The organism is Pantoea leporis, assembly GCF_028048155.1.
Lineage (GTDB): Bacteria > Pseudomonadota > Gammaproteobacteria > Enterobacterales > Enterobacteriaceae > Pantoea > Pantoea leporis.
Genome location: NZ_JALMEU010000008.1, coordinates 163,839 through 181,287, shown reverse-complemented (window position 1 = coordinate 181,287; position 17,449 = coordinate 163,839). Strand labels below are relative to the sequence as shown.

The 17,449-nt window shown below is 56.5% G+C and carries 17 protein-coding genes; 7 read left to right on the top strand and 10 right to left on the bottom strand.

The features are described 5' to 3' along the window. Nucleotides 1-22: 22 nt before the first annotated feature. Nucleotides 23-2,101, top strand: coding sequence for a YccS/YhfK family putative transporter (locus MWH02_RS18505; RefSeq protein WP_101762650.1), 2,079 nt, complete (start codon nucleotides 23-25; stop codon nucleotides 2,099-2,101). Here MWH02_RS18505 and argD read toward each other — a convergent pair. The 5 genes from argD to ppiA all read right to left on the bottom strand — a co-directional run bounded on the left by argD (nucleotide 2,098) and on the right by ppiA (nucleotide 5,447). Beyond that, a complete protein-coding gene (argD, locus tag MWH02_RS18500; protein WP_271461208.1) occupies nucleotides 2,098-3,318 on the bottom strand; it encodes a bifunctional acetylornithine/succinyldiaminopimelate transaminase in 1,221 nt (406 codons plus the stop codon). The two genes, MWH02_RS18505 and argD, sit on opposite strands and share 4 nt — an antisense overlap. A gap of 87 nt (nucleotides 3,319-3,405) precedes the next feature. Further along, nucleotides 3,406-3,981, bottom strand: coding sequence for an aminodeoxychorismate synthase component II (locus tag MWH02_RS18495; protein ID WP_271461207.1), 576 nt, complete (start codon nucleotides 3,979-3,981; stop codon nucleotides 3,406-3,408). 41 nt (nucleotides 3,982-4,022) lie between these two features. Then, the gene (locus MWH02_RS18490; protein ID WP_271461206.1) at nucleotides 4,023-4,616 is read right to left on the bottom strand and encodes a putative adenosine monophosphate-protein transferase Fic; all 594 of its coding nucleotides are present in this window, start codon (nucleotides 4,614-4,616) and stop codon (nucleotides 4,023-4,025) included. Further along, nucleotides 4,606-4,776, bottom strand: coding sequence for a YhfG family protein (locus tag MWH02_RS18485; RefSeq protein ID WP_101762654.1), 171 nt, complete (start codon nucleotides 4,774-4,776; stop codon nucleotides 4,606-4,608). The genes MWH02_RS18490 and MWH02_RS18485 overlap by 11 nt, the downstream gene beginning before the upstream one ends. A 98-nt stretch (nucleotides 4,777-4,874) precedes the next feature. Beyond that, the gene (ppiA, locus tag MWH02_RS18480) at nucleotides 4,875-5,447 is read right to left on the bottom strand and encodes a peptidylprolyl isomerase A (RefSeq protein ID WP_008101803.1); all 573 of its coding nucleotides are present in this window, start codon (nucleotides 5,445-5,447) and stop codon (nucleotides 4,875-4,877) included. Nucleotides 5,448-5,708: 261 nt separating this feature from the next. Here ppiA and tsgA point away from each other — a divergent pair, with 261 nt between their 5' ends. Beyond that, on the top strand, nucleotides 5,709-6,887 hold the full coding sequence (gene tsgA / locus MWH02_RS18475; RefSeq protein WP_008101801.1) for an MFS transporter TsgA: 1,179 nt from the start codon (nucleotides 5,709-5,711) through the stop codon (nucleotides 6,885-6,887). 33 nt (nucleotides 6,888-6,920) lie between these two features. On the opposite strand, the gene MWH02_RS18470 is transcribed toward tsgA, so the two are convergent. After that, nucleotides 6,921-8,204 carry a cytosine deaminase gene (locus MWH02_RS18470; RefSeq protein WP_271461205.1) on the bottom strand — a complete coding sequence of 428 codons (1,284 nt, stop codon included), beginning with the start codon at nucleotides 8,202-8,204 and terminating at the stop codon, nucleotides 6,921-6,923. Between the two features lie 286 nt (nucleotides 8,205-8,490). On the opposite strand from MWH02_RS18470, the gene nirB reads away from it, so the two are divergent. The 5 genes from nirB to MWH02_RS18445 all read left to right on the top strand — a co-directional run bounded on the left by nirB (nucleotide 8,491) and on the right by MWH02_RS18445 (nucleotide 14,119). After that, nucleotides 8,491-11,031: a nitrite reductase large subunit NirB gene (gene nirB / locus MWH02_RS18465; protein WP_271461204.1), complete on the top strand. Its 2,541-nt coding sequence runs from the start codon at nucleotides 8,491-8,493 to the stop codon at nucleotides 11,029-11,031. Beyond that, nucleotides 11,028-11,354 carry a nitrite reductase small subunit NirD gene (gene nirD / locus MWH02_RS18460; protein ID WP_110867613.1) on the top strand — a complete coding sequence of 109 codons (327 nt, stop codon included), beginning with the start codon at nucleotides 11,028-11,030 and terminating at the stop codon, nucleotides 11,352-11,354. Before nirB ends, nirD begins: the two co-directional genes overlap by 4 nt. A gap of 30 nt (nucleotides 11,355-11,384) precedes the next feature. Further along, on the top strand, nucleotides 11,385-12,188 hold the full coding sequence (nirC, locus tag MWH02_RS18455; protein ID WP_192236986.1) for a nitrite transporter NirC: 804 nt from the start codon (nucleotides 11,385-11,387) through the stop codon (nucleotides 12,186-12,188). A 44-nt stretch (nucleotides 12,189-12,232) separates the two neighbouring features. Continuing rightward, nucleotides 12,233-13,597: a siroheme synthase CysG gene (cysG, locus tag MWH02_RS18450; protein ID WP_271461203.1), complete on the top strand. Its 1,365-nt coding sequence runs from the start codon at nucleotides 12,233-12,235 to the stop codon at nucleotides 13,595-13,597. A gap of 75 nt (nucleotides 13,598-13,672) precedes the next feature. Next, nucleotides 13,673-14,119 carry a hypothetical protein gene (locus MWH02_RS18445; RefSeq protein WP_217549920.1) on the top strand — a complete coding sequence of 149 codons (447 nt, stop codon included), beginning with the start codon at nucleotides 13,673-13,675 and terminating at the stop codon, nucleotides 14,117-14,119. Nucleotides 14,120-14,168: 49 nt separating this feature from the next. Here MWH02_RS18445 and trpS read toward each other — a convergent pair whose 3' ends face one another. The 4 genes from trpS to dam form a co-directional block, all read right to left on the bottom strand. Beyond that, a complete protein-coding gene (gene trpS / locus MWH02_RS18440; RefSeq protein ID WP_101762662.1) occupies nucleotides 14,169-15,173 on the bottom strand; it encodes a tryptophan--tRNA ligase in 1,005 nt (334 codons plus the stop codon). A gap of 15 nt (nucleotides 15,174-15,188) precedes the next feature. Continuing rightward, nucleotides 15,189-15,866: a phosphoglycolate phosphatase gene (locus MWH02_RS18435; protein ID WP_192414849.1), complete on the bottom strand. Its 678-nt coding sequence runs from the start codon at nucleotides 15,864-15,866 to the stop codon at nucleotides 15,189-15,191. Further along, nucleotides 15,850-16,533 carry a ribulose-phosphate 3-epimerase gene (rpe, locus tag MWH02_RS18430; RefSeq protein WP_101762664.1) on the bottom strand — a complete coding sequence of 228 codons (684 nt, stop codon included), beginning with the start codon at nucleotides 16,531-16,533 and terminating at the stop codon, nucleotides 15,850-15,852. Before rpe ends, MWH02_RS18435 begins: the two co-directional genes overlap by 17 nt. Nucleotides 16,534-16,598: 65 nt before the next feature. Continuing rightward, entirely contained in the window at nucleotides 16,599-17,411 is an 813-nt protein-coding gene (gene dam / locus MWH02_RS18425) for an adenine-specific DNA-methyltransferase (protein WP_101762665.1), read from the bottom strand. Nucleotides 17,412-17,449: the final 38 nt, after the last annotated feature.

The window sequence follows — 17,449 nt, the reverse complement described above, 5'->3', positions numbered from 1 at the left end:
CGTTTCTATTTGCGATGAGCTGATGTGGCGCCGAATCATCTATCATCCCGAAGTTAACTATGCGCTGCGGCAAACGCTGGTGCTGTGCCTGCCTGTGGCTCTCGGTTGGCTGTTTGGCGATCTGCAAAAAGGTCTGCTGTTCTCGTTAGTGCCCGCCTGCTGCAACATGGCGGGACTGGATACGCCGCACAAACGCTTCTTCAAACGCCTGATTGTGGGTGGTTCGCTGTTTGCCACCGGCAGTTTCCTGATGCAAATCCTCACCGCTTACCAGATTCCGCTGCCGCTGATTTTGCTGGCGCTGCCGCTGCTGATTGGCGTAACCGGCGAAATCGGCCCGCTGCACGCGCGCCTGCTGCCCGCCACACTCATCGCCGCCATCTTTACGCTCAGCTTAGTGGGACGCATGCCGATGTGGGTGCCGCCGCTGCTCTACATTGGCGGCACGCTGTGGTACGGCTTGTTCAACTGGTTCTGGTTCTGGCTGTGGAAAGAGCAGCCGATGCGCGAATCGCTCAGCCTGCTGTTCCGCGAGCTGGCGGATTACTGCGATGCCAAATACACCTTACTGACGCAGCTGACCGATCCGGAGAAAGCGCTGCCGCCGCTGCTGGCGCGCCAGCAAAAGGCGGTCGACCTCATTACCACCTGTTATCAGCAAATGCATATGCTGTCGGCGAGCCGCGATAACAGCCACAAACGCCTGACGCGCGCCTTTCAGGTTGCGCTGGATTTACAGGAACACATCTCCGTGAGTTTGCATCAGCCCGAAGAGGTGCAGAAACTGGTTGAGGAGAGCCACGCCGAAGCGGTGATTCGCTGGAACGCCAAGATTATCTCGGCGCGGCTGCGCGTGCTGGCGGATGCGATTCTCTACCATCAGCTGCCGGACCGTTTTCACATGGAGAAACAGCTCGGCGCGCTGGAGAAAATTGCACGCCAGCATCCGGATAATCCGGTCGGCAACTTCTGCCTGTACCACTTCAGTCGCATCGCCCGCGTGTTGCGTACGCAGAAGCCGCTCTACACGCGTGACCTGATGGCCGATCGCCAGCGCCGTTTGCCGCTGTTGCCGGCGCTGCGCAGTTATCTGTCATTCAAATCCACCGCGTTACGCACCGCAGCCCGCTTCGCTGTGATGCTGATGTTTGGCAGCTCGCTGGCGCTGTTCTTTAACATCCCCAAACCTTACTGGATTCTGATGACCATCATGTTCGTCAGCCAGAACGGTTACAACGCCACGCGCGTGCGTATTCAGCACCGTGCGCTGGGTACTTTCGCCGGATTGCTGATCGCCGCCGCGTCGCTGCAGCTGGCGGTGCCGGAATCGATCACGCTGCTGTTTATGCTGGGGATTACGCTGGCGAGCTATCTGATCACGCGGAAATATTATGGCTGGTCGATGATTGGCTTTACCGTCACGGCGGTGTATTCGCTGCAATTGCTGTCGCTGAACGGCGCACAGTTTCTGCTGCCGCGCATGATGGATACCTTGATGGGCTGTTTAATTGCCTTCGCCGGGATGATTTGGCTGTGGCCGCAGTGGCAAAGCGGGCTGCTGCGCAAGAACGCGCATGATGCGCTGGAAGCCTATCAGGAGGCGCTGCAACTGCTGCTGGGGCCGGAACAGTCGCCCGATAAACTGGCTTATCAGCGCATAAAGGTTAATCAGGCGCACAACGCGCTGTTCAACTCATTGAACCAGGCATCGAGCGAGCCGGGCTTTAACCTGCAATATCTGAAAGATATGCGCATGTGGGTTACGCACAGTCAGTTCATCGTCGAGCATATTAATGCCATGACGATTCTGGCGCGCGAGCACACCATGCTGACATCGAAGCTGGCAGAAGGTTATCTGCAATCCTGTGAAATCGCGCTGCAGCGTTGTCAGCAGCGGCTGGCGTATGACGGTCCGGGCAACGACAGCAATATTCTGGAAGCGCCGGAGAATCTTAATGAAGGGCCGGTGACGATTGTCGAACAGCATGTGAAGCGGATCTTGCAGCACCTCAGCGTAATGCACACCATCTCTTCGCTGGCGTGGAGCCAGCGACCGCATCATGGCCGCTGGCTCAAGGTGTTACGTCCGAAAGCGGATTAAGCGGCCAGCACCTTCTCAATCGCGCTGGCGAAACGCGTCATGCCTTCGGCGATATCGGTTGGTTCAATCACCAGCGACGGCACAAAACGGATCACGTCAGTACCGGCGGTGAGAATCATCAGCCCTTCCGCAGCGGAAGCGTTGAGGATGTCACGCGCTTTGCTGGCGAACTGCGGCTTCAGCGCGGCACCAATCAGCAGACCTTTGCCGCGAATCTCGCTGAAGATAGCGAATTTGCTGTCGATGGCTTGCAGCGCTTCAACAAACTGCTGACGACGCGCTTCAACGCCTTCCAGCACTTTTGGCGTATTGATGATATCCAGCGCGGTTTCAGCGATGGCACACGCCAGCGGATTGCCGCCGTAAGTGGTGCCGTGCACGCCCGGCGCCATTACTGAGGCGATTTCGTTGGTGGTCAACATCGCACTCACCGGGAAACCGCCGCCCAGCGCTTTGGCGGTGGTGAGGATATCGGGCCTGATACCGTAATGTTCATACGCAAAGAGTTTGCCGCTGCGTCCCATGCCGCTCTGCACTTCATCCAGCACCAACAGCGCATGATGTTCATCACAGAGTGCGCGCAGGCCTTGCATAAATTCTGGCGTAGCCGGCATTACGCCGCCTTCGCCCTGAATCGGCTCGACCACGATGGCGCAGGTATGGTCGTCAATCACCGCTTTCACCGCATCGAGATCGTTGAACGGCACATGCACGATATCCGCCGGTTTTGGACCGAAGCCATCAGAATATTTCGGCTGACCGCCCACCGACACGGTGAACAGCGTGCGACCGTGGAAGGCGTTATGGAAGGCGATGATTTTACTTTTGAACGGGCTGTGTTTTTTGCAGGCGTAATAACGCGCCAGCTTGAATGCCGCTTCATTGGCTTCCGCGCCGGAATTACCGAAAAACACCCGATCGGCAAAGGTCGCGGCAATCAGTTTACTCGCCAGACGCAGCGCCGGTTCGTTGGTGAACACGTTGCTGGTGTGCCACAGCGTTTCGCCCTGGTTTTTCAGCGTTTCCACCAGCGCCGGATGACAATGGCCCAATGCAGTCACCGCGATACCGCCAGAGAAATCGATATACTCTTTGCCCTGCTGATCCCACACTCGGCTGCCTTTGCCTTTTACCGGCACAAACTGCGCAGGTGCATAAACAGGCAAAATTACGTTATCGAACGTTTCCCGGGTTACCGCTAGTTTTTCCGCTGCCATTGACGACCTCATCGGGTTATTTGTTGAGCTGGTGTGAAATTATAATCACAAAATATGCATAAAAAGTCATGCGAAGGCAAACATAAGTTACGCGTTGAGGAAATTAGCCAGCAGCTGATGCCCTTGCTCACTGAGGATGCTTTCCGGATGGAACTGCACGCCTTCCAGCGGCAAGCTGCGATGGCGGAAGCCCATGATCTCATCCGGCTGGCCGTCGCGCAGGCTCCACGCGGTGACTTCAAACTCAGCGGGCAGCGTATCGTGCGCCACAATCAATGAGTGATAGCGGGTCACGGTAAGCGGATTATTCAGAGCACGAAACACACCTTGGTTGGTGTGCTGAATCAGCGAGGTTTTGCCATGCATCACCTGGCGCGCGCGTACCACCTGCGCGCCATAGGCTTGCGCAATCGCCTGATGTCCAAGGCAAACGCCGAGGATCGGCAAGCGCCCGGCAAAATGGCGAATAGCCGCGAGCGAGATGCCAGATTGATCCGGCGTACATGGGCCCGGCGAAATCACCAGATGCGTCAGCGGCAGCGCTGCTATCTCATCCAGCGTAATGGCGTCGTTGCGCACCACACGCACATCCGCGCCCAGCTCGCAGAAATATTGGTAGAGATTCCAGGTGAAGGAGTCGTAGTTATCGATTAGCAGCAGCATAGCGCCCTCAGGCCAGTAAAAGCGGCGCTATTCTACCCATTTTACTTCGCCGGGCTCACCACTTTCGCAAACTGCGCGGTAAGCGGTGCCAGATCGCCGGCGACGCCCGCCGAGATCGCAGCGCGCCACGCATCGCGTTCGAGTGTTTCCCACGAAAGCTGATACCCGGCATGCAGTGCCAACTGCTCGAAGAAGATGCGCTGCGCGCGGCCATTGCCGGCGCGGAACGGATGCAGCACGAAGATCTCACAATAGTAATGTGCGATACGCCCCACGAACGCTTCCTGCTCAAGGTCAGCCAGGCCGCGCTCTTCCTCCAGCGCCTGCATCAGCGTGTTGCCCTCTTTCTCGATGTATTCGCAATGACAATACGGCGTTTCATCGCGCCAGATATCAATGGTGCGCAATTCTCCCGCCCAGCTGTAGAGATCCTGAAACAGCGTGCGATGAATATGGCAAAGACGTGGCAAACCGATGCTGCGCTGGCCAAGTTCTAACGTCGCCAGGCGCGCGGTGCTGAAAGCCAGTTCCGCTTTGCGCAGTTGGGCTTCATCATGAATATCGAGGCGATTCTTCAACACATTGTCGTTGTGCCACAAATAGGGATCGCGTACCGCTAAGCTGTTATCCACCATATTGCCTCCTCAGCGACTCGAGTCGCTCCTCAGCATGTTCGGCATCGATAAGCGCTTCGCTATAGGTATATCCGGCCAGTCGACAGCTGGCCTGGTAGCTCGCAGCACGGCGCTGCTGCCACAAAGTGGCTTTCTGTTTCTCAGTGAGTTTGCTAGTCATAGCGCCTCCGGCAAGCAATGAGCCCTAAGTATAAGCAGCAATTTTTTGCTTTGCCGGAGAGCCAATGACGCGCCATGCGAAAATGGCGCGTTTCAGAATTAAGGCAGGACTTTGGCGGAGAGGATAACAATCGGTTTTGACGGCACATTTTGGTACGGTCCCACATCTTTGGTAGGGACCTGCGCAATCTTGTCGATCACATCCTGGCCTTTCACAACTTTACCAAATACCGCATAGCCGAAATCACGCTGACCGTGATCGAGGAACGCATTATCGGCTACGTTGAGGAAAAACTGGCTGGTGGCGCTGTCTTTATCTGCGGTACGCGCCATCGAAATGGTGCCGCGCAGATTACGCAAGCCGTTGTCGGCTTCGTTCTTGATCGGCGCTACCGTTTGCTTCTGCTGCATGTCGGTAGTGAAACCGCCGCCCTGAATCATAAAGCCAGGAATAACGCGGTGGAAAATGGTGTTGTTGTAGAAACCATTGTTGACGTAATCAACAAAGTTTTTCACCGAAACCGGGGCTTTCTGGTTGTTCAGTTCGAGTTCAATATTGCCCGCAGAGGTGGTGAGCAGCACATGTGGATCGCCTTTTGCGGCGAGCGCGGCAGACGATACGGAAGAGAGCGCTAACAGGGCAACCGCCGCTGTCAAAGTACGTTTAAGCATGAAAGATTCCTTACCATGGAGAGCTAGCTCAAAAACGAGATTGATTGTAAAGAGCATGTGATCCAAGAGCCAGCGTTTTACCGATATTTACGCGGATGTTGTTATTGTCATACTTTTGCCGTCACGCAATCATTTGCGTGATGAAAATCACACTCTCAATGAAATATTTCCGCCTTGTTACACTCGTTGTTTATTAAGATCACAGCAACACTTACAATTCATGACACTTTTGCCACCTTCGGCGCTTAACAGGTTCAGAACATGACAAACCGTAATCGCATTGGCCTTACCTGGATTAGCTATTTCTCCTATGCGCTCACCGGCGCACTGGTGATCGTTACCGGTATGGTGCTGGACAATATCGCGCAGTATTTCCAGCGCCCTATTTCAGAAATGAGCAACACCTTCACATTCCTCAATGCGGGCATTTTGGTGTCGGTGTTCCTGAACGCCTGGCTGATGGTGATTGTGCCGTTAAAGCGCCAGCTGATCTTTGGCTTTGTGCTGATGATCCTCGCCGTTGCCGGTCTGATGACCAGCCACGATCTCACCGTCTTCTCGCTGTGCATGTTCATCCTCGGCGTCGTCAGCGGCATCACGATGTCGATCGGTACCTTCCTGATCACCCATCTGTACGATGGCCGTCAGCGCGGCGCACGTCTGCTGTTTACCGATTCGTTCTTCAGCATGGCGGGCACCATCTTTCCGATCATCGCCGGTATCTTGCTGGCGCGCGCGCTGCCGTGGTATTGGGTTTACGCCTGCATCGGCATCATTTATGTCGCGATCTTTGTGCTGACGCTGTTCATTGAGTTCCCGGTACTGAAAAGCGAAGCGGCTAAGCCAGGCGTTGAGAAAGAGAAATGGGGCATCGGCGTACTGTTCCTGTCGATTGCGGCACTGTGCTACATCCTCGGCCAGCTTGGCTTCATCTCGTGGGTGCCGGAATACGCTACCAAATCGATGGGCATGGATATCGCCGCTGCCGGTCAGTTGGTAGGTAACTTTTGGACCGCGTACATGGTCGGCATGTGGGTGTTCAGTTTCGTGCTGCGCTTCTTCGATCTGCAGCGCATCCTGATGGTGCTGGCGGCGCTGGCAACCGGTTTGATGTACTGGTTCGTCACCTCCAAAGACGCCAGCATGCTGCACTGGATCATCATGACGCTGGGCTTCAGCTCCAGCGCGATTTACACCACCATCATCACGCTGGGATCGCTGCAAACCAAGGTCTCTTCACCGAAGCTGGTGAACTTCATCCTGACCTGCGGCACCGTCGGCACCATGTTGACCTTCGTAGTAACCGGCCCAATCGTGGCGCAAGGTGGCGCACATGCTGCGCTCTCAACGGCTAACGGTTTGTACGCCGTGGTGTTTGTGATGTGTGTTCTGCTCGGCTTTGTGACCAAACATCGCCAGCACGGTCACGTCACCCACTAAGTTTGACGGGCGGACCGCGGTCCGCCCTGCTCTTCAGCGTTTGAAGGTTACCGCTTCTTTTCCTGCTAAATAGATCTCGCTGCTGGCGGGCTGCGTCGCAGCGACCAATACACCTTTACGTACTGAATAACGCACCGGCACCTGACGCCGCACCGAATCAAATCCACTCTCCGCCGGCAGGATAATCAGACTGGCATCATTACCTGCTTCAATACCGTAATTCGTCAGCTGCAGGGTTTTGGCGCTGTTGGCGGTAATCAGCTGCAATCCATTATCAATCTGCTCGTAACCCATCAGCTGACAGACATGCAATCCCATGTGCAGCACCTGCAGCATGCTAGCAGTGCCGAGCGGATACCAGGGATCGAACACATCATCGTGGCCAAAGCAGACGTTGATATTCGCTTCCAGCAGCTCTTTCACCCGCGTGATGCCGCGACGTTTCGGATAGCTATCAAAGCGCCCTTGCAGATGGATATTCACCAGCGGATTGGCGACAAAGTTGATATTCGAGAGCTTAAGCAGACGGAACAGCCGCGACGTGTAGGCATTGTTGTAGGAGTGCATCGCCGTGGTGTGGCTGGCGGTGACGCGCTCGCCGTTGCCATCGCGGTGTGCCAGCGCCGCCACGGTTTCGACAAAGCGCGACTGCTCATCGTCGATCTCGTCGCAGTGCACATCCACCAGCCGATCGTAGCGATTAGCCAGCGCAAAGGTTTTATGCAGCGACTCCACGCCGTATTCGCGGGTGAATTCGTAGTGCGGAATCGCACCTACCACATCCGCGCCCATGCGTAGCGCCTCTTCCAGCAACGCTTCGCCGTTGGGATAAGAGAGAATGCCTTCCTGCGGAAACGCCACAATCTGGATGTCGATCCACGGCGCCATTTCCGCTTTCACCTCCAGCATCGCTGTTAACGCGGTCAGCGTGGGATCGGAGACATCGACGTGAGTCCGCACATGCTGAATCCCATTGGCGATTTGCCACTTCAGGGTTTGCTGCGCGCGCTGTTTCACATCGTCATGGCTCAGTAGCGCTTTGCGCTCCGCCCAGCGTTCGATGCCTTCAAACAGCGTGCCGGATTGGTTCCAGGCGGGTTCGCCAGCGGTTTGCGTGGTATCGAGGTGAATATGCGGCTCGATAAACGGCGCGCTCGCCAGTCCGCCCTCCGCATCCAGCGCGTCAGGCTGGGCTGCAGTTTGCGGCGGCTGTGGGCGAATCTGCGCAATCTTGCCGTTGGCGATTTCGATCTGCCACAAGCCTTGCTGGCCCGCTAAGCGCAGGTTGTTGATCCACTTCAGTGACGGGTTGGCCATGCCTTACTCCTGTAAAACACAAAACCTAAAGCTAGCATGAAAACCCCTGTCACCGCGGGCACATTCCGTAGCGGTGCAATTTATTGCGCGATGAATCGTGCCGCTACGGAATGTGCGGCGAAGAAATGATTAGGTAATTATCAACCAAATAAGCCACTTAACTAATTTGTTCAAAATCAGTTACATAACTCGAAATAGGTATATAAGGGTGCGCTTGATGTATATCAATAAGCTCCAAAAGCGCCGCGCTAAGGTAGGCGCAGATACCGCAATTTTTGAGGCAAGCATGAGCAAGCACAGTGTCGTTATTATTGGCAACGGCATGGTCGGCCACCGCTTTATAGAAGAACTTATCGACAAAGATGAATCTAATCAGTTTGCGATAACCGTTTTCTGTGAAGAACCTCGCGTCGCCTATGACCGCGTCCACCTTTCCGCCTATTTTTCCCATCACACCGCCGAAGAACTCTCACTGGTTCGCGAAGGGTATTACGAAAAGCATCAGGTAAAGCTGCTGCTCGGCGAACGCGCCATCACCATTAACCGCGATGAAAAACTGATTCACTCGAATAGCGGTCGCGCGGTGCATTACGACACGCTGATTTTCGCCACCGGCTCTTATCCGTGGATTCCACCGATTACCGGCGCGGAAGGCAGTGATTGCTATGTCTATCGCACCATTGAAGATCTCAACGCCATTGAAGCCTGTTCACGCCGTAGCAAACGCGGCGCGGTAATTGGCGGCGGCCTGTTGGGACTGGAAGCGGCAGGCGCGCTGAAAAACCTCGGCGTCGAAACCCACGTCATTGAGTTCGCGCCGGTGCTGATGGCAGAACAGCTCGATCCGCAAGGCGGCGAGCAACTGCGTCGTAAGATCGAGCAGATGGGCGTGTGCGTTCACACCGGCAAAAACACCCAGCAGATCGTCCATCACGCGCAAGGCGGTAAAACGCTGGAGTTTGCTGACGGCAGCGCGCTGGATGTCGATTTCATCGTCTTCTCCACCGGCATTCGCCCGCAAGACAAGTTGGCCAAACAGTGCGGCCTGCAGCTGGCCGCGCGCGGCGGTATCGCCATTGACGATCATTGCCAGACCAGCGATGCGGATATCTTCGCCATTGGTGAGTGTGCCGCGTGGCAGAACCGTATTTATGGCTTAGTCGCGCCGGGCTACAAAATGGCGCAGGTCGCCAGCGATCGGCTGGTTGGCCGCGACAACGCGTTTGCCGGAGCAGATATGAGCGCCAAGCTGAAACTGCTGGGCGTTGATGTCGGTGGCATTGGTGATGCGCATGGCCGCACGCCGGGCGCGCGCAGCTTCGTGTGGCTCGATGAGCAGAAAAATATCTATAAGCGCCTGATCGTCAGCGAAGATAACCGCACGCTGCTGGGCGCGGTGCTGGTCGGTGACACCAGCGATTACGGCAATCTGCTGCAGCTGGCGCTGAATAACATCGCGCTACCGGAAAATCCGGCGTTGCTGATCCTGCCTGCGGGCAGCGGCGAGAAACCGGTAATGGGCGCTGATGCGCTGCCGGACAGCGCGCAAATCTGTTCCTGCTTCGACGTCAGCAAAGGCGATATCGTCAAAGCGGTGCAAGGTGGTTGCCACACCGTCGCGGCGCTGAAAACCGAAACCCGCGCCGGCACCGGCTGCGGCGGCTGTATTCCGTTGATTACTCAGGTGCTGAACGCTGAATTGAGCCGTCAGGGCATCGAAGTGAACAATCATTTGTGCGCGCACTTCCCCTATTCGCGTCAGGAGCTGTATCACCTGATTCGCGTGGAAGAGATCACATCGTTCGACGCGCTGCTGGCGAAATATGGTCAGGGCTACGGCTGCGAGGTGTGTAAACCGACGGTTGGTTCACTGCTGGCTTCCTGCTGGAACGAATATGTGCTGAAGCCACAGCTCGCACCGCTGCAGGACAGCAACGATCTGTTCCTCGGCAATATTCAGAAAGACGGTACTTACTCGGTGATCCCGCGCTCGGCCGGAGGCGAAATCACGCCGGAAGGATTGATGGCGATTGGCGCCGTGGCGCGCCAGTACAATCTCTACACCAAAATCACTGGCTCGCAGCGTATTGGCCTGTTTGGTGCGCAGCGCGATGATCTGCCGGCGATCTGGACGCAGCTGATTGATGCCGGTTTTGAAACCGGACAAGCGTATGCCAAAGCGCTGCGCATGGCGAAAACCTGCGTTGGCAGCATCTGGTGCCGCTTTGGCGTAGGGGACAGCCTCGGCTTCGGCATTGAGCTGGAGCATCGCTACAAAGGCATTCGTACCCCGCACAAGATGAAGTTTGGCGTCTCCGGCTGCACGCGCGAATGCGCCGAAGCGCAGGGCAAAGACGTGGGTATCATCGCCACCGAGAAAGGCTGGAACCTGTATGTGTGCGGCAATGGCGGCATGAAGCCACGTCACGCCGATTTGCTGGCTGCCGATCTTGATCGCGATACGCTGCTGCACTATCTCGACCGCTTCATGATGTTCTACATCCGCACCGGCGATCGCCTGCAGCGCACCTCGCTGTGGCTGGAAAGCATGGAAGGCGGCATTGACTATCTACGCCGCGTGATTATTGATGACAAACTCGGTCTGAATACGCAGCTGGAAACGGAGCTGACGCGTCTGCGCGCGGCAGTGGAATGTGAATGGACCGCGACGCTGCAGGATCCGCAGCAGCAGCGCCACTTCCGCACCTTTATCAACAGCGATCGCCGCGATCCGCTGGTACAGCACATCAACCAACGCGATCAGCATCGTCCGGCGCAACCCGCCGAGCGCATTGCGGTCACTCTGATTGAGGAGATCGACGCATGAGCCAGTGGCATTCGGTGTGTGAACTCAGCCAAATTCTGCCTGCGACCGGCGTATGTGCGCTGATCAAAGGCCAGCAGATTGCCCTCTTCCGTCCGCACGACGATGAGCAACTCTACGCCTTGAGCAATATCGATCCTTTCGCCCAGGCCAGCGTGTTGTCACGCGGTCTGATTGCGGAGCACCAGCAGGCGCTGTGGGTGGCGAGTCCACTGAAGAAACAGCGCTTCCGCTTGAGCGATGGCCTTTGCCTGGAAGACGAAGCGTGCTCGGTGGCGAGCTATCCGGTGCGCGTTCGCGATGGCAAGGTCGAGATCTGCGCCTGACAGCATTCCTTCACTTTATGAGACGTCACTATGTTTACTGACACCCTGAATAAATGCGCCGCCAACGCGGCGCGCATTGTGCGTACGGCGCAGCACAGCCCGCTGGCCTTCTGGATCAGCTCGGCGATGGCGGGCGCTTACGTTGGCCTGGCGATTATCCTGATCTTCACGCTCGGCAATCTGGTCGATCCGGCTTATCGTCCGCTGCTGATGGGCGCGACTTTCGGTATCGCTTTAACGCTGGTGATCATCGCTGGTTCCGAGTTGTTCACCGGCCACACCATGTTCCTGACCATCGGCGTCAAAGCCGGCAGCATCAAGCAAGGCCAGATGTGGTGCGTGCTGCCGCAAACCTGGCTGGGTAATCTTGTCGGTTCAGTATTCGTCGCGCTGATTTATTACTATGCGGCGGGACCGCTGCTGCCAAATGCCGGATCGCTGCTGCACAGCGCGGCGCTGGCAAAAACCACGCAGCCAGCCATGGCGCTGTTCTTTAAAGGCGCGCTCTGTAACTGGCTGGTCTGCCTGGCGATTTGGATGGCGGTGCGTACCGAAGGTACGGCGAAGTTCATCGCCATCTGGTGGTGTTTGCTGGCGTTTATCGCTTCCGGCTACGAACACTCGATTGCCAACATGACGGTCTTTGCGCTGTCGTGGTTTGGTCAGCATAATGCCGACTTCACGCTAAGCGGCATCGGCCACAACCTGCTGTGGGTGACGCTGGGCAATATGTTCTCCGGCATGGTGCTGATGGGCCTCGGTTACTGGTACGCCACACCGCAGGCGCAGCGCCCGCAGGCCGAAGCGCAAGCCGCGCCGCTCAAAACCGCATAACACTTTTTCAGCCCGCCTTGCGCGGGCTTTTTTCAGGATGAGCTATGGACTACTTTCCGCTGTTTTGCCGCCTGCAAGGCAAGCGCTGTTTGCTGGTGGGCGGTGGCGATGTGGCAGAACGCAAAGCGCGTTTGCTGTTGGACGCCGGTGCCAATTTGCAGGTTGGCGCGCTGGATTTCTCTCCCGCTTTTCAGCAGTGGGCACAACAGGGAAAGTTGACCTTACTCCCCGGCGCGTTTGACGAGCGCTGGCTCGCGGATTGTTGGCTGGTGATTGCCGCCACCGATGATGATGCGGTGAATCAGCAGGTTGGCGATGCGGCTGAGCGGCGGCGCATCTTTTGCAATCTGGTGGATGCGCCGCAGGAAGCCAGCGCGATTATGCCGTCGATTATTGATCGTTCGCCGCTGATGATCGCCGTGTCATCTGGCGGTCGCGCGCCGGTGCTGGCGCGTTTGCTGCGTGAAAAACTTGAAGCGATGCTGCCACAACATCTGGGTGAGTTAGCGTCCTTAGCCGGATCGTTGCGCAATCGTGTGAAGCGTAGCTTTAACAGCATGGCGCAGCGGCGCGCTTTCTGGGAGCGCTTCTTCGTGAGCGATCGTCTGGCGCAAACCCTGGCGAATGGCGATCGGCCACGCGCCGAGCACATCGTTGAGACCTTGTTCGATGCGCCGCTATCGCAGCAAGGCGAAGTGGTGCTGGTGGGCGCCGGGCCGGGCGATGCGGGGCTGCTGACGTTGAAAGGTTTGCAGCACATCCAGCAGGCCGATGTGGTGGTGTATGACCGCCTGGTCTCGGCGCCGATTCTTAATCTGGTCCGCCGCGATGCGGAGCGCATCTTTGTCGGCAAACAAGCCGGCAATCACTGCGTACCGCAATCGCAGATCAACCAGGTTTTACTTGAGCAGGCGCAGAGCGGCAAGCGGGTGGTGCGACTAAAAGGTGGCGATCCCTTTATCTTTGGCCGCGGCGGTGAAGAGCTGGAACTGCTGGCGCAGCATAACATCCCGTTTAGCGTGGTACCGGGCATCACCGCCGCCTCGGGCTGTTCTGCTTACAGCGGTATTCCGCTGACGCATCGCGACCACGCGCAGAGCGTGCGTTTCGTCACCGGCCATTTGCAGCAGCACGGCGAAATTGAGTGGCGCAAGCTGGCGGCTGAACAGCAAACGCTGGTGTTCTATATGGGGCTGGCGCAGGCGCCGGAAATTCAGCAGCAGCTGTTGCAACACGGCATGGATGCTGCGATGCCGGTGGCGATCGTGCAGAATGGCACCACGCCGCAGCAGCGCGTAGAGACCGCAACGCTGGCGGAACTGGCCACGCTGGCGCAGCAGTTTGCCAGTCCGGCTCTGATTATCGTTGGGCGCGTGGTGGAACTGCGTTCTCAGTTACGCTGGTTCTGAAACGGCAAAAAACTGTACAGCGCTGCGCTTTGTCGCCAGACTATGGGCCATCTTTCTCGTCAATAAGGAGTTTCCATGCGCGTTGCTTCACGGGTTTGCGCGTTGTTATTGCCGTTAAGCGCGGTTGCTACCGCCGCACCGGTTACCTGGTCGAACGTGGTGGGTGAATGGCAGGTGGTGGCGGTAACGCCTAAGAAGGAAGTCGGTCAGCTGTATATCAAGAATGATCCACAGTTTATGGGCGCGCGCGTGGCGTTTAAGCCAAATGCGATCACCTGGACGCGCGGCACTGCTGAGCGCAGCATCAATCCTTCCGTCGATAACTGCAACGCTAAACCGCGCCTGAGCGCCGCCAATGGCGCGGGCCAGGATCGTGATTTCACCTTCCGTTACGGTTTCAATGTGAGTTGTGGCAACCAGGCGTGGGGACCTGCGCCGGGCGCGGTGATCAGCGTGCTGGCTGACGGTAACGCCCGCCTGTTCTGGGATGGCGCGGAACTGGCGTTACATCGCATCAAATAAAAAACGGCGGGTCAAATGACCCGCCGTTCTGTTCTATTCCGCAAACCGCTTACGGCTGTGCGACAAAACCTACCGCTTCATACACTTTCTTCAGCGTTTCCTGCGCATGAGCGCGGGCTTTTGCTGCGCCATCGCGCATCACCTGATTCAGCAACTCTTCATCATTACGGAAACGATGATAGCGCTCCTGCAGCTCGGTCAACATACCGGAAACCGCTTCAGCCACTTCACCTTTCAGATGGCCGTACATTTTGCCTTCGAACTCTTGCTCCAGCTGCGCAATGGTTTTACCGGTCACGCCCGCAAGAATATCCAGCAGGTTTGATACACCGGCTTTCTCTTTGACGTCGTAGCGCACCACTGGCGGCTCGGCGGAGTCGGTTACCGCACGTTTGATCTTCTTCACCACCGCTTTGGTGTCTTCCAGCAGACCAATCACGTTGTTACGGTTGTCGTCTGACTTGGACATTTTTTTGGTCGGCTCAAGCAGCGACATCACGCGTGCACCCGATTTCGGAATGAACGGTTCAGGCACTTTGAACACATCGCCGTACAGCGCATTGAAACGCTGGGCGATATCGCGGCTCAGCTCCAGATGCTGCTTCTGATCTTCGCCAACCGGCACCTGATTGGTTTGATAGAGCAGGATATCGGCCGCCATCAGCACCGGATAATCAAACAGGCCTGCGGTGATGTTTTCCGAGTAGCGCGCGGATTTATCTTTGAACTGCGTCATGCGGCTCAGCTCGCCAAAATAGGCGTAGCAGTTCAGCACCCAGCTCAGCTGCGCATGCTCTGGCACGTGCGACTGAACAAAGATGGTGCTCTTCGCCGGGTCGATGCCGCAGGCAAGATAGAGCGCTAAGGTATCCAGCGTGGCTTTACGCAGCGCGGTTGGATCCTGACGTACGGTGATGGCGTGCAGATCGACGATGCAGTAAATGCAGTGAAAATCATCCTGCATCTGCACCCACTGACGCAGCGCACCCATATAGTTGCCAATGGTCAGTTCACCGGAAGGCTGGGCGCCGCTGAAAACGATGGGTTTGCTCATGTTATGTCCTGATAATCACAGCCCGATAGCGGGCAAAAGTTCGTCAAAAGAGTCGAGAGTTAAATCGGGTTGGCTGGTAGCAATCGGCTCGCCGTAGTTGTAGCCGAATGTCATACCGATGTTCGGTACGCCTGCCGCCTGGGCCGCGAGAATATCATTGCGAGAATCGCCGACAAACAGCAATTGTCCCGGAAGCACGCCAAAATGGCCAAGGACGAGGAAAATGGCCGCCGGATGGGGCTTTTTCACAATTACGTCGTCACCGCCGATAATCTGCGTGAAGTACTCAGCAATCCCGAGCGACTTCAGCAGCGGCGCCACAAATGGCGTTGGCTTGTTGGTGACGATCGCCAACGGCAGGCCTTTCGCCTGCAAGGCCGCCAGCGTCTCTACTACCTGCGGGAACAGCGTACTGCCCGCTTCTACCGTTTGCGCGTAATATTTGTCAAACAGCGCACGCGCATCGCGTTGCTCTTCGGCATGCGGCTCGCGTCCCAGCGCCCAGGTCAACGCGCGGGTCATCATCACGTCAGCGCCGTTACCAATCCAGGTAGAAGCCAATGCCAAACCCGGCGGCGGCAGCTGCAGATCGCTCAGCGCATGATCAATGGCTTGCGACAGGCCCGGCGCGCTATCGACCAGCGTACCGTCGAGGTCAAACGCCAGCGCGCGGATATCAGTGAAATGAGCCATTGACTTTCTCCAGTTCGCCACGCATCTCATCGATCACTTTTTTGTAATCCGGATGACCGAAGATCGCGGAACCGGCAACAAACATATCGGCACCGGCGGCAGCAATCTGGCCGATGTTATCAATTTTCACGCCGCCATCCACTTCCAGACGAATGTTGTAGCCACTCTCATCAATCAGGCGACGCGCCTGACGCAGTTTGTCGAGCGTACCGGGAATGAAGGATTGACCGCCAAAGCCTGGGTTCACCGACATCAGCAGAATGATGTCCAGCTTATCCATTACATAATCGAGGTAGTGGAGCGGCGTCGCAGGGTTGAACACCAGACCCGCTTTGCAACCATGCTCTTTGATCAGCTGCAGCGTGCGATCAACATGCTCGCTGGCTTCCGGGTGGAAAGTGATGAAGGTGGCGCCCGCTTTAGCGAATTCCGGGATCAATGCATCCACAGGTTTAACCATCAGATGCACATCAATAGGTGCAGTGATGCCGTAATCGCGCAGCGCTTTAAGCACCATCGGCCCCATCGTCAGATTGGGAACGTAGTGGTTATCCATCACATCGAAATGGACCACATCACCACCTGCCGCCAGCGCTTTGGCCGTGTCTTCACCCAAACGCGCGAAGTCAGCAGCCAGAATTGATGGGGCCAGTAAAAATTGTTTCATCCGATTCTCCCAATTTTGTGCGCCAGCCTGAGCTGGCGTAATGCCTTGGTCGCGGACGAAACAGGCTAGCGGAAAAGCGCTAGCAGTTCGTCGACTTGCGTGCGACCACTTATGCTTCGGCTGATGGAACGCCGGGCTTTGACTATGTGTAAATCCGCATTCTGATACCACTCACGCGTGAGTACCGTATCGTGGTTTGAAATCAGTACCGGGATGCGATTTTGCTGCGAAAGCTTATTGGCTAACTCAGCCAGATGCTGCTGCTCGCGCAGACTAAAACTGTTGGTGTGGTAAGCGGTAAAATTTGCTGTCGCCGAAAGCGGTGCATACGGCGGATCGCAATAAACCACTGAGCCTTCAACGGCGTTGTTCAGAGTAACATCGTACGATTCACAGACAAAGGTCGCTTTTTGCGCCCGTTCGGCAAACCAGAGCAGCTCCGCTTCCGGGAAGTACGGCTTGCGATACCGGCCAAAAGGCACGTTAAACTCACCGCGCAAATTGTAGCGGCACAGACCGTTATAACCGTGTCGATTGAGATACAGAAACAGCACCGCGCGCTGATATTCATCTTTGCTCGCATTAAAGGCGATGCGCTGCGCGTAGTAGGTTTCTGCCGTGTTGCCTTCAGCGTTGAAAAGCTGGCGCGCGTCTTCAATGAAAGCCGCGGTACGCGTTTTGACGATGTTATACAGATTGATGAGATCACCGTTGATGTCCGCCAGGTGATAGCGGTCATAGTCGGTGTTGAGGAACACGGAACCGGCGCCGACAAAGGGTTCGATTAGACAATCACCTTGTGGCAAATGACGACGGATGTCATCGAGGAGCGGGTATTTCCCTCCGGCCCATTTCAGGAAAGCGCGATTTTTTTTCATGCTGTCGTGGTTATTACATCTTAATTATTGGCTGTGGT

Excerpts from the sequence above, each read along its gene's own strand:
- MWH02_RS18505 (WP_101762650.1), top strand. The coding sequence starts at position 23 with ATGTGGCGCCGAATCATCTATCATCCCGAAGTTAACTATGCGCTGCGG.
- argD (WP_271461208.1), bottom strand. The coding sequence starts at position 3,318 with ATGGCAGCGGAAAAACTAGCGGTAACCCGGGAAACGTTCGATAACGTA.
- MWH02_RS18495 (WP_271461207.1), bottom strand. The coding sequence starts at position 3,981 with ATGCTGCTGCTAATCGATAACTACGACTCCTTCACCTGGAATCTCTAC.
- MWH02_RS18490 (WP_271461206.1), bottom strand. The coding sequence starts at position 4,616 with ATGGTGGATAACAGCTTAGCGGTACGCGATCCCTATTTGTGGCACAAC.
- MWH02_RS18485 (WP_101762654.1), bottom strand. The coding sequence starts at position 4,776 with ATGACTAGCAAACTCACTGAGAAACAGAAAGCCACTTTGTGGCAGCAG.
- ppiA (WP_008101803.1), bottom strand. The coding sequence starts at position 5,447 with ATGCTTAAACGTACTTTGACAGCGGCGGTTGCCCTGTTAGCGCTCTCT.
- tsgA (WP_008101801.1), top strand. The coding sequence starts at position 5,709 with ATGACAAACCGTAATCGCATTGGCCTTACCTGGATTAGCTATTTCTCC.
- MWH02_RS18470 (WP_271461205.1), bottom strand. The coding sequence starts at position 8,204 with ATGGCCAACCCGTCACTGAAGTGGATCAACAACCTGCGCTTAGCGGGC.
- nirB (WP_271461204.1), top strand. The coding sequence starts at position 8,491 with ATGAGCAAGCACAGTGTCGTTATTATTGGCAACGGCATGGTCGGCCAC.
- nirD (WP_110867613.1), top strand. The coding sequence starts at position 11,028 with ATGAGCCAGTGGCATTCGGTGTGTGAACTCAGCCAAATTCTGCCTGCG.
- nirC (WP_192236986.1), top strand. The coding sequence starts at position 11,385 with ATGTTTACTGACACCCTGAATAAATGCGCCGCCAACGCGGCGCGCATT.
- cysG (WP_271461203.1), top strand. The coding sequence starts at position 12,233 with ATGGACTACTTTCCGCTGTTTTGCCGCCTGCAAGGCAAGCGCTGTTTG.
- MWH02_RS18445 (WP_217549920.1), top strand. The coding sequence starts at position 13,673 with ATGCGCGTTGCTTCACGGGTTTGCGCGTTGTTATTGCCGTTAAGCGCG.
- trpS (WP_101762662.1), bottom strand. The coding sequence starts at position 15,173 with ATGAGCAAACCCATCGTTTTCAGCGGCGCCCAGCCTTCCGGTGAACTG.
- MWH02_RS18435 (WP_192414849.1), bottom strand. The coding sequence starts at position 15,866 with ATGGCTCATTTCACTGATATCCGCGCGCTGGCGTTTGACCTCGACGGT.
- rpe (WP_101762664.1), bottom strand. The coding sequence starts at position 16,533 with ATGAAACAATTTTTACTGGCCCCATCAATTCTGGCTGCTGACTTCGCG.
- dam (WP_101762665.1), bottom strand. The coding sequence starts at position 17,411 with ATGAAAAAAAATCGCGCTTTCCTGAAATGGGCCGGAGGGAAATACCCG.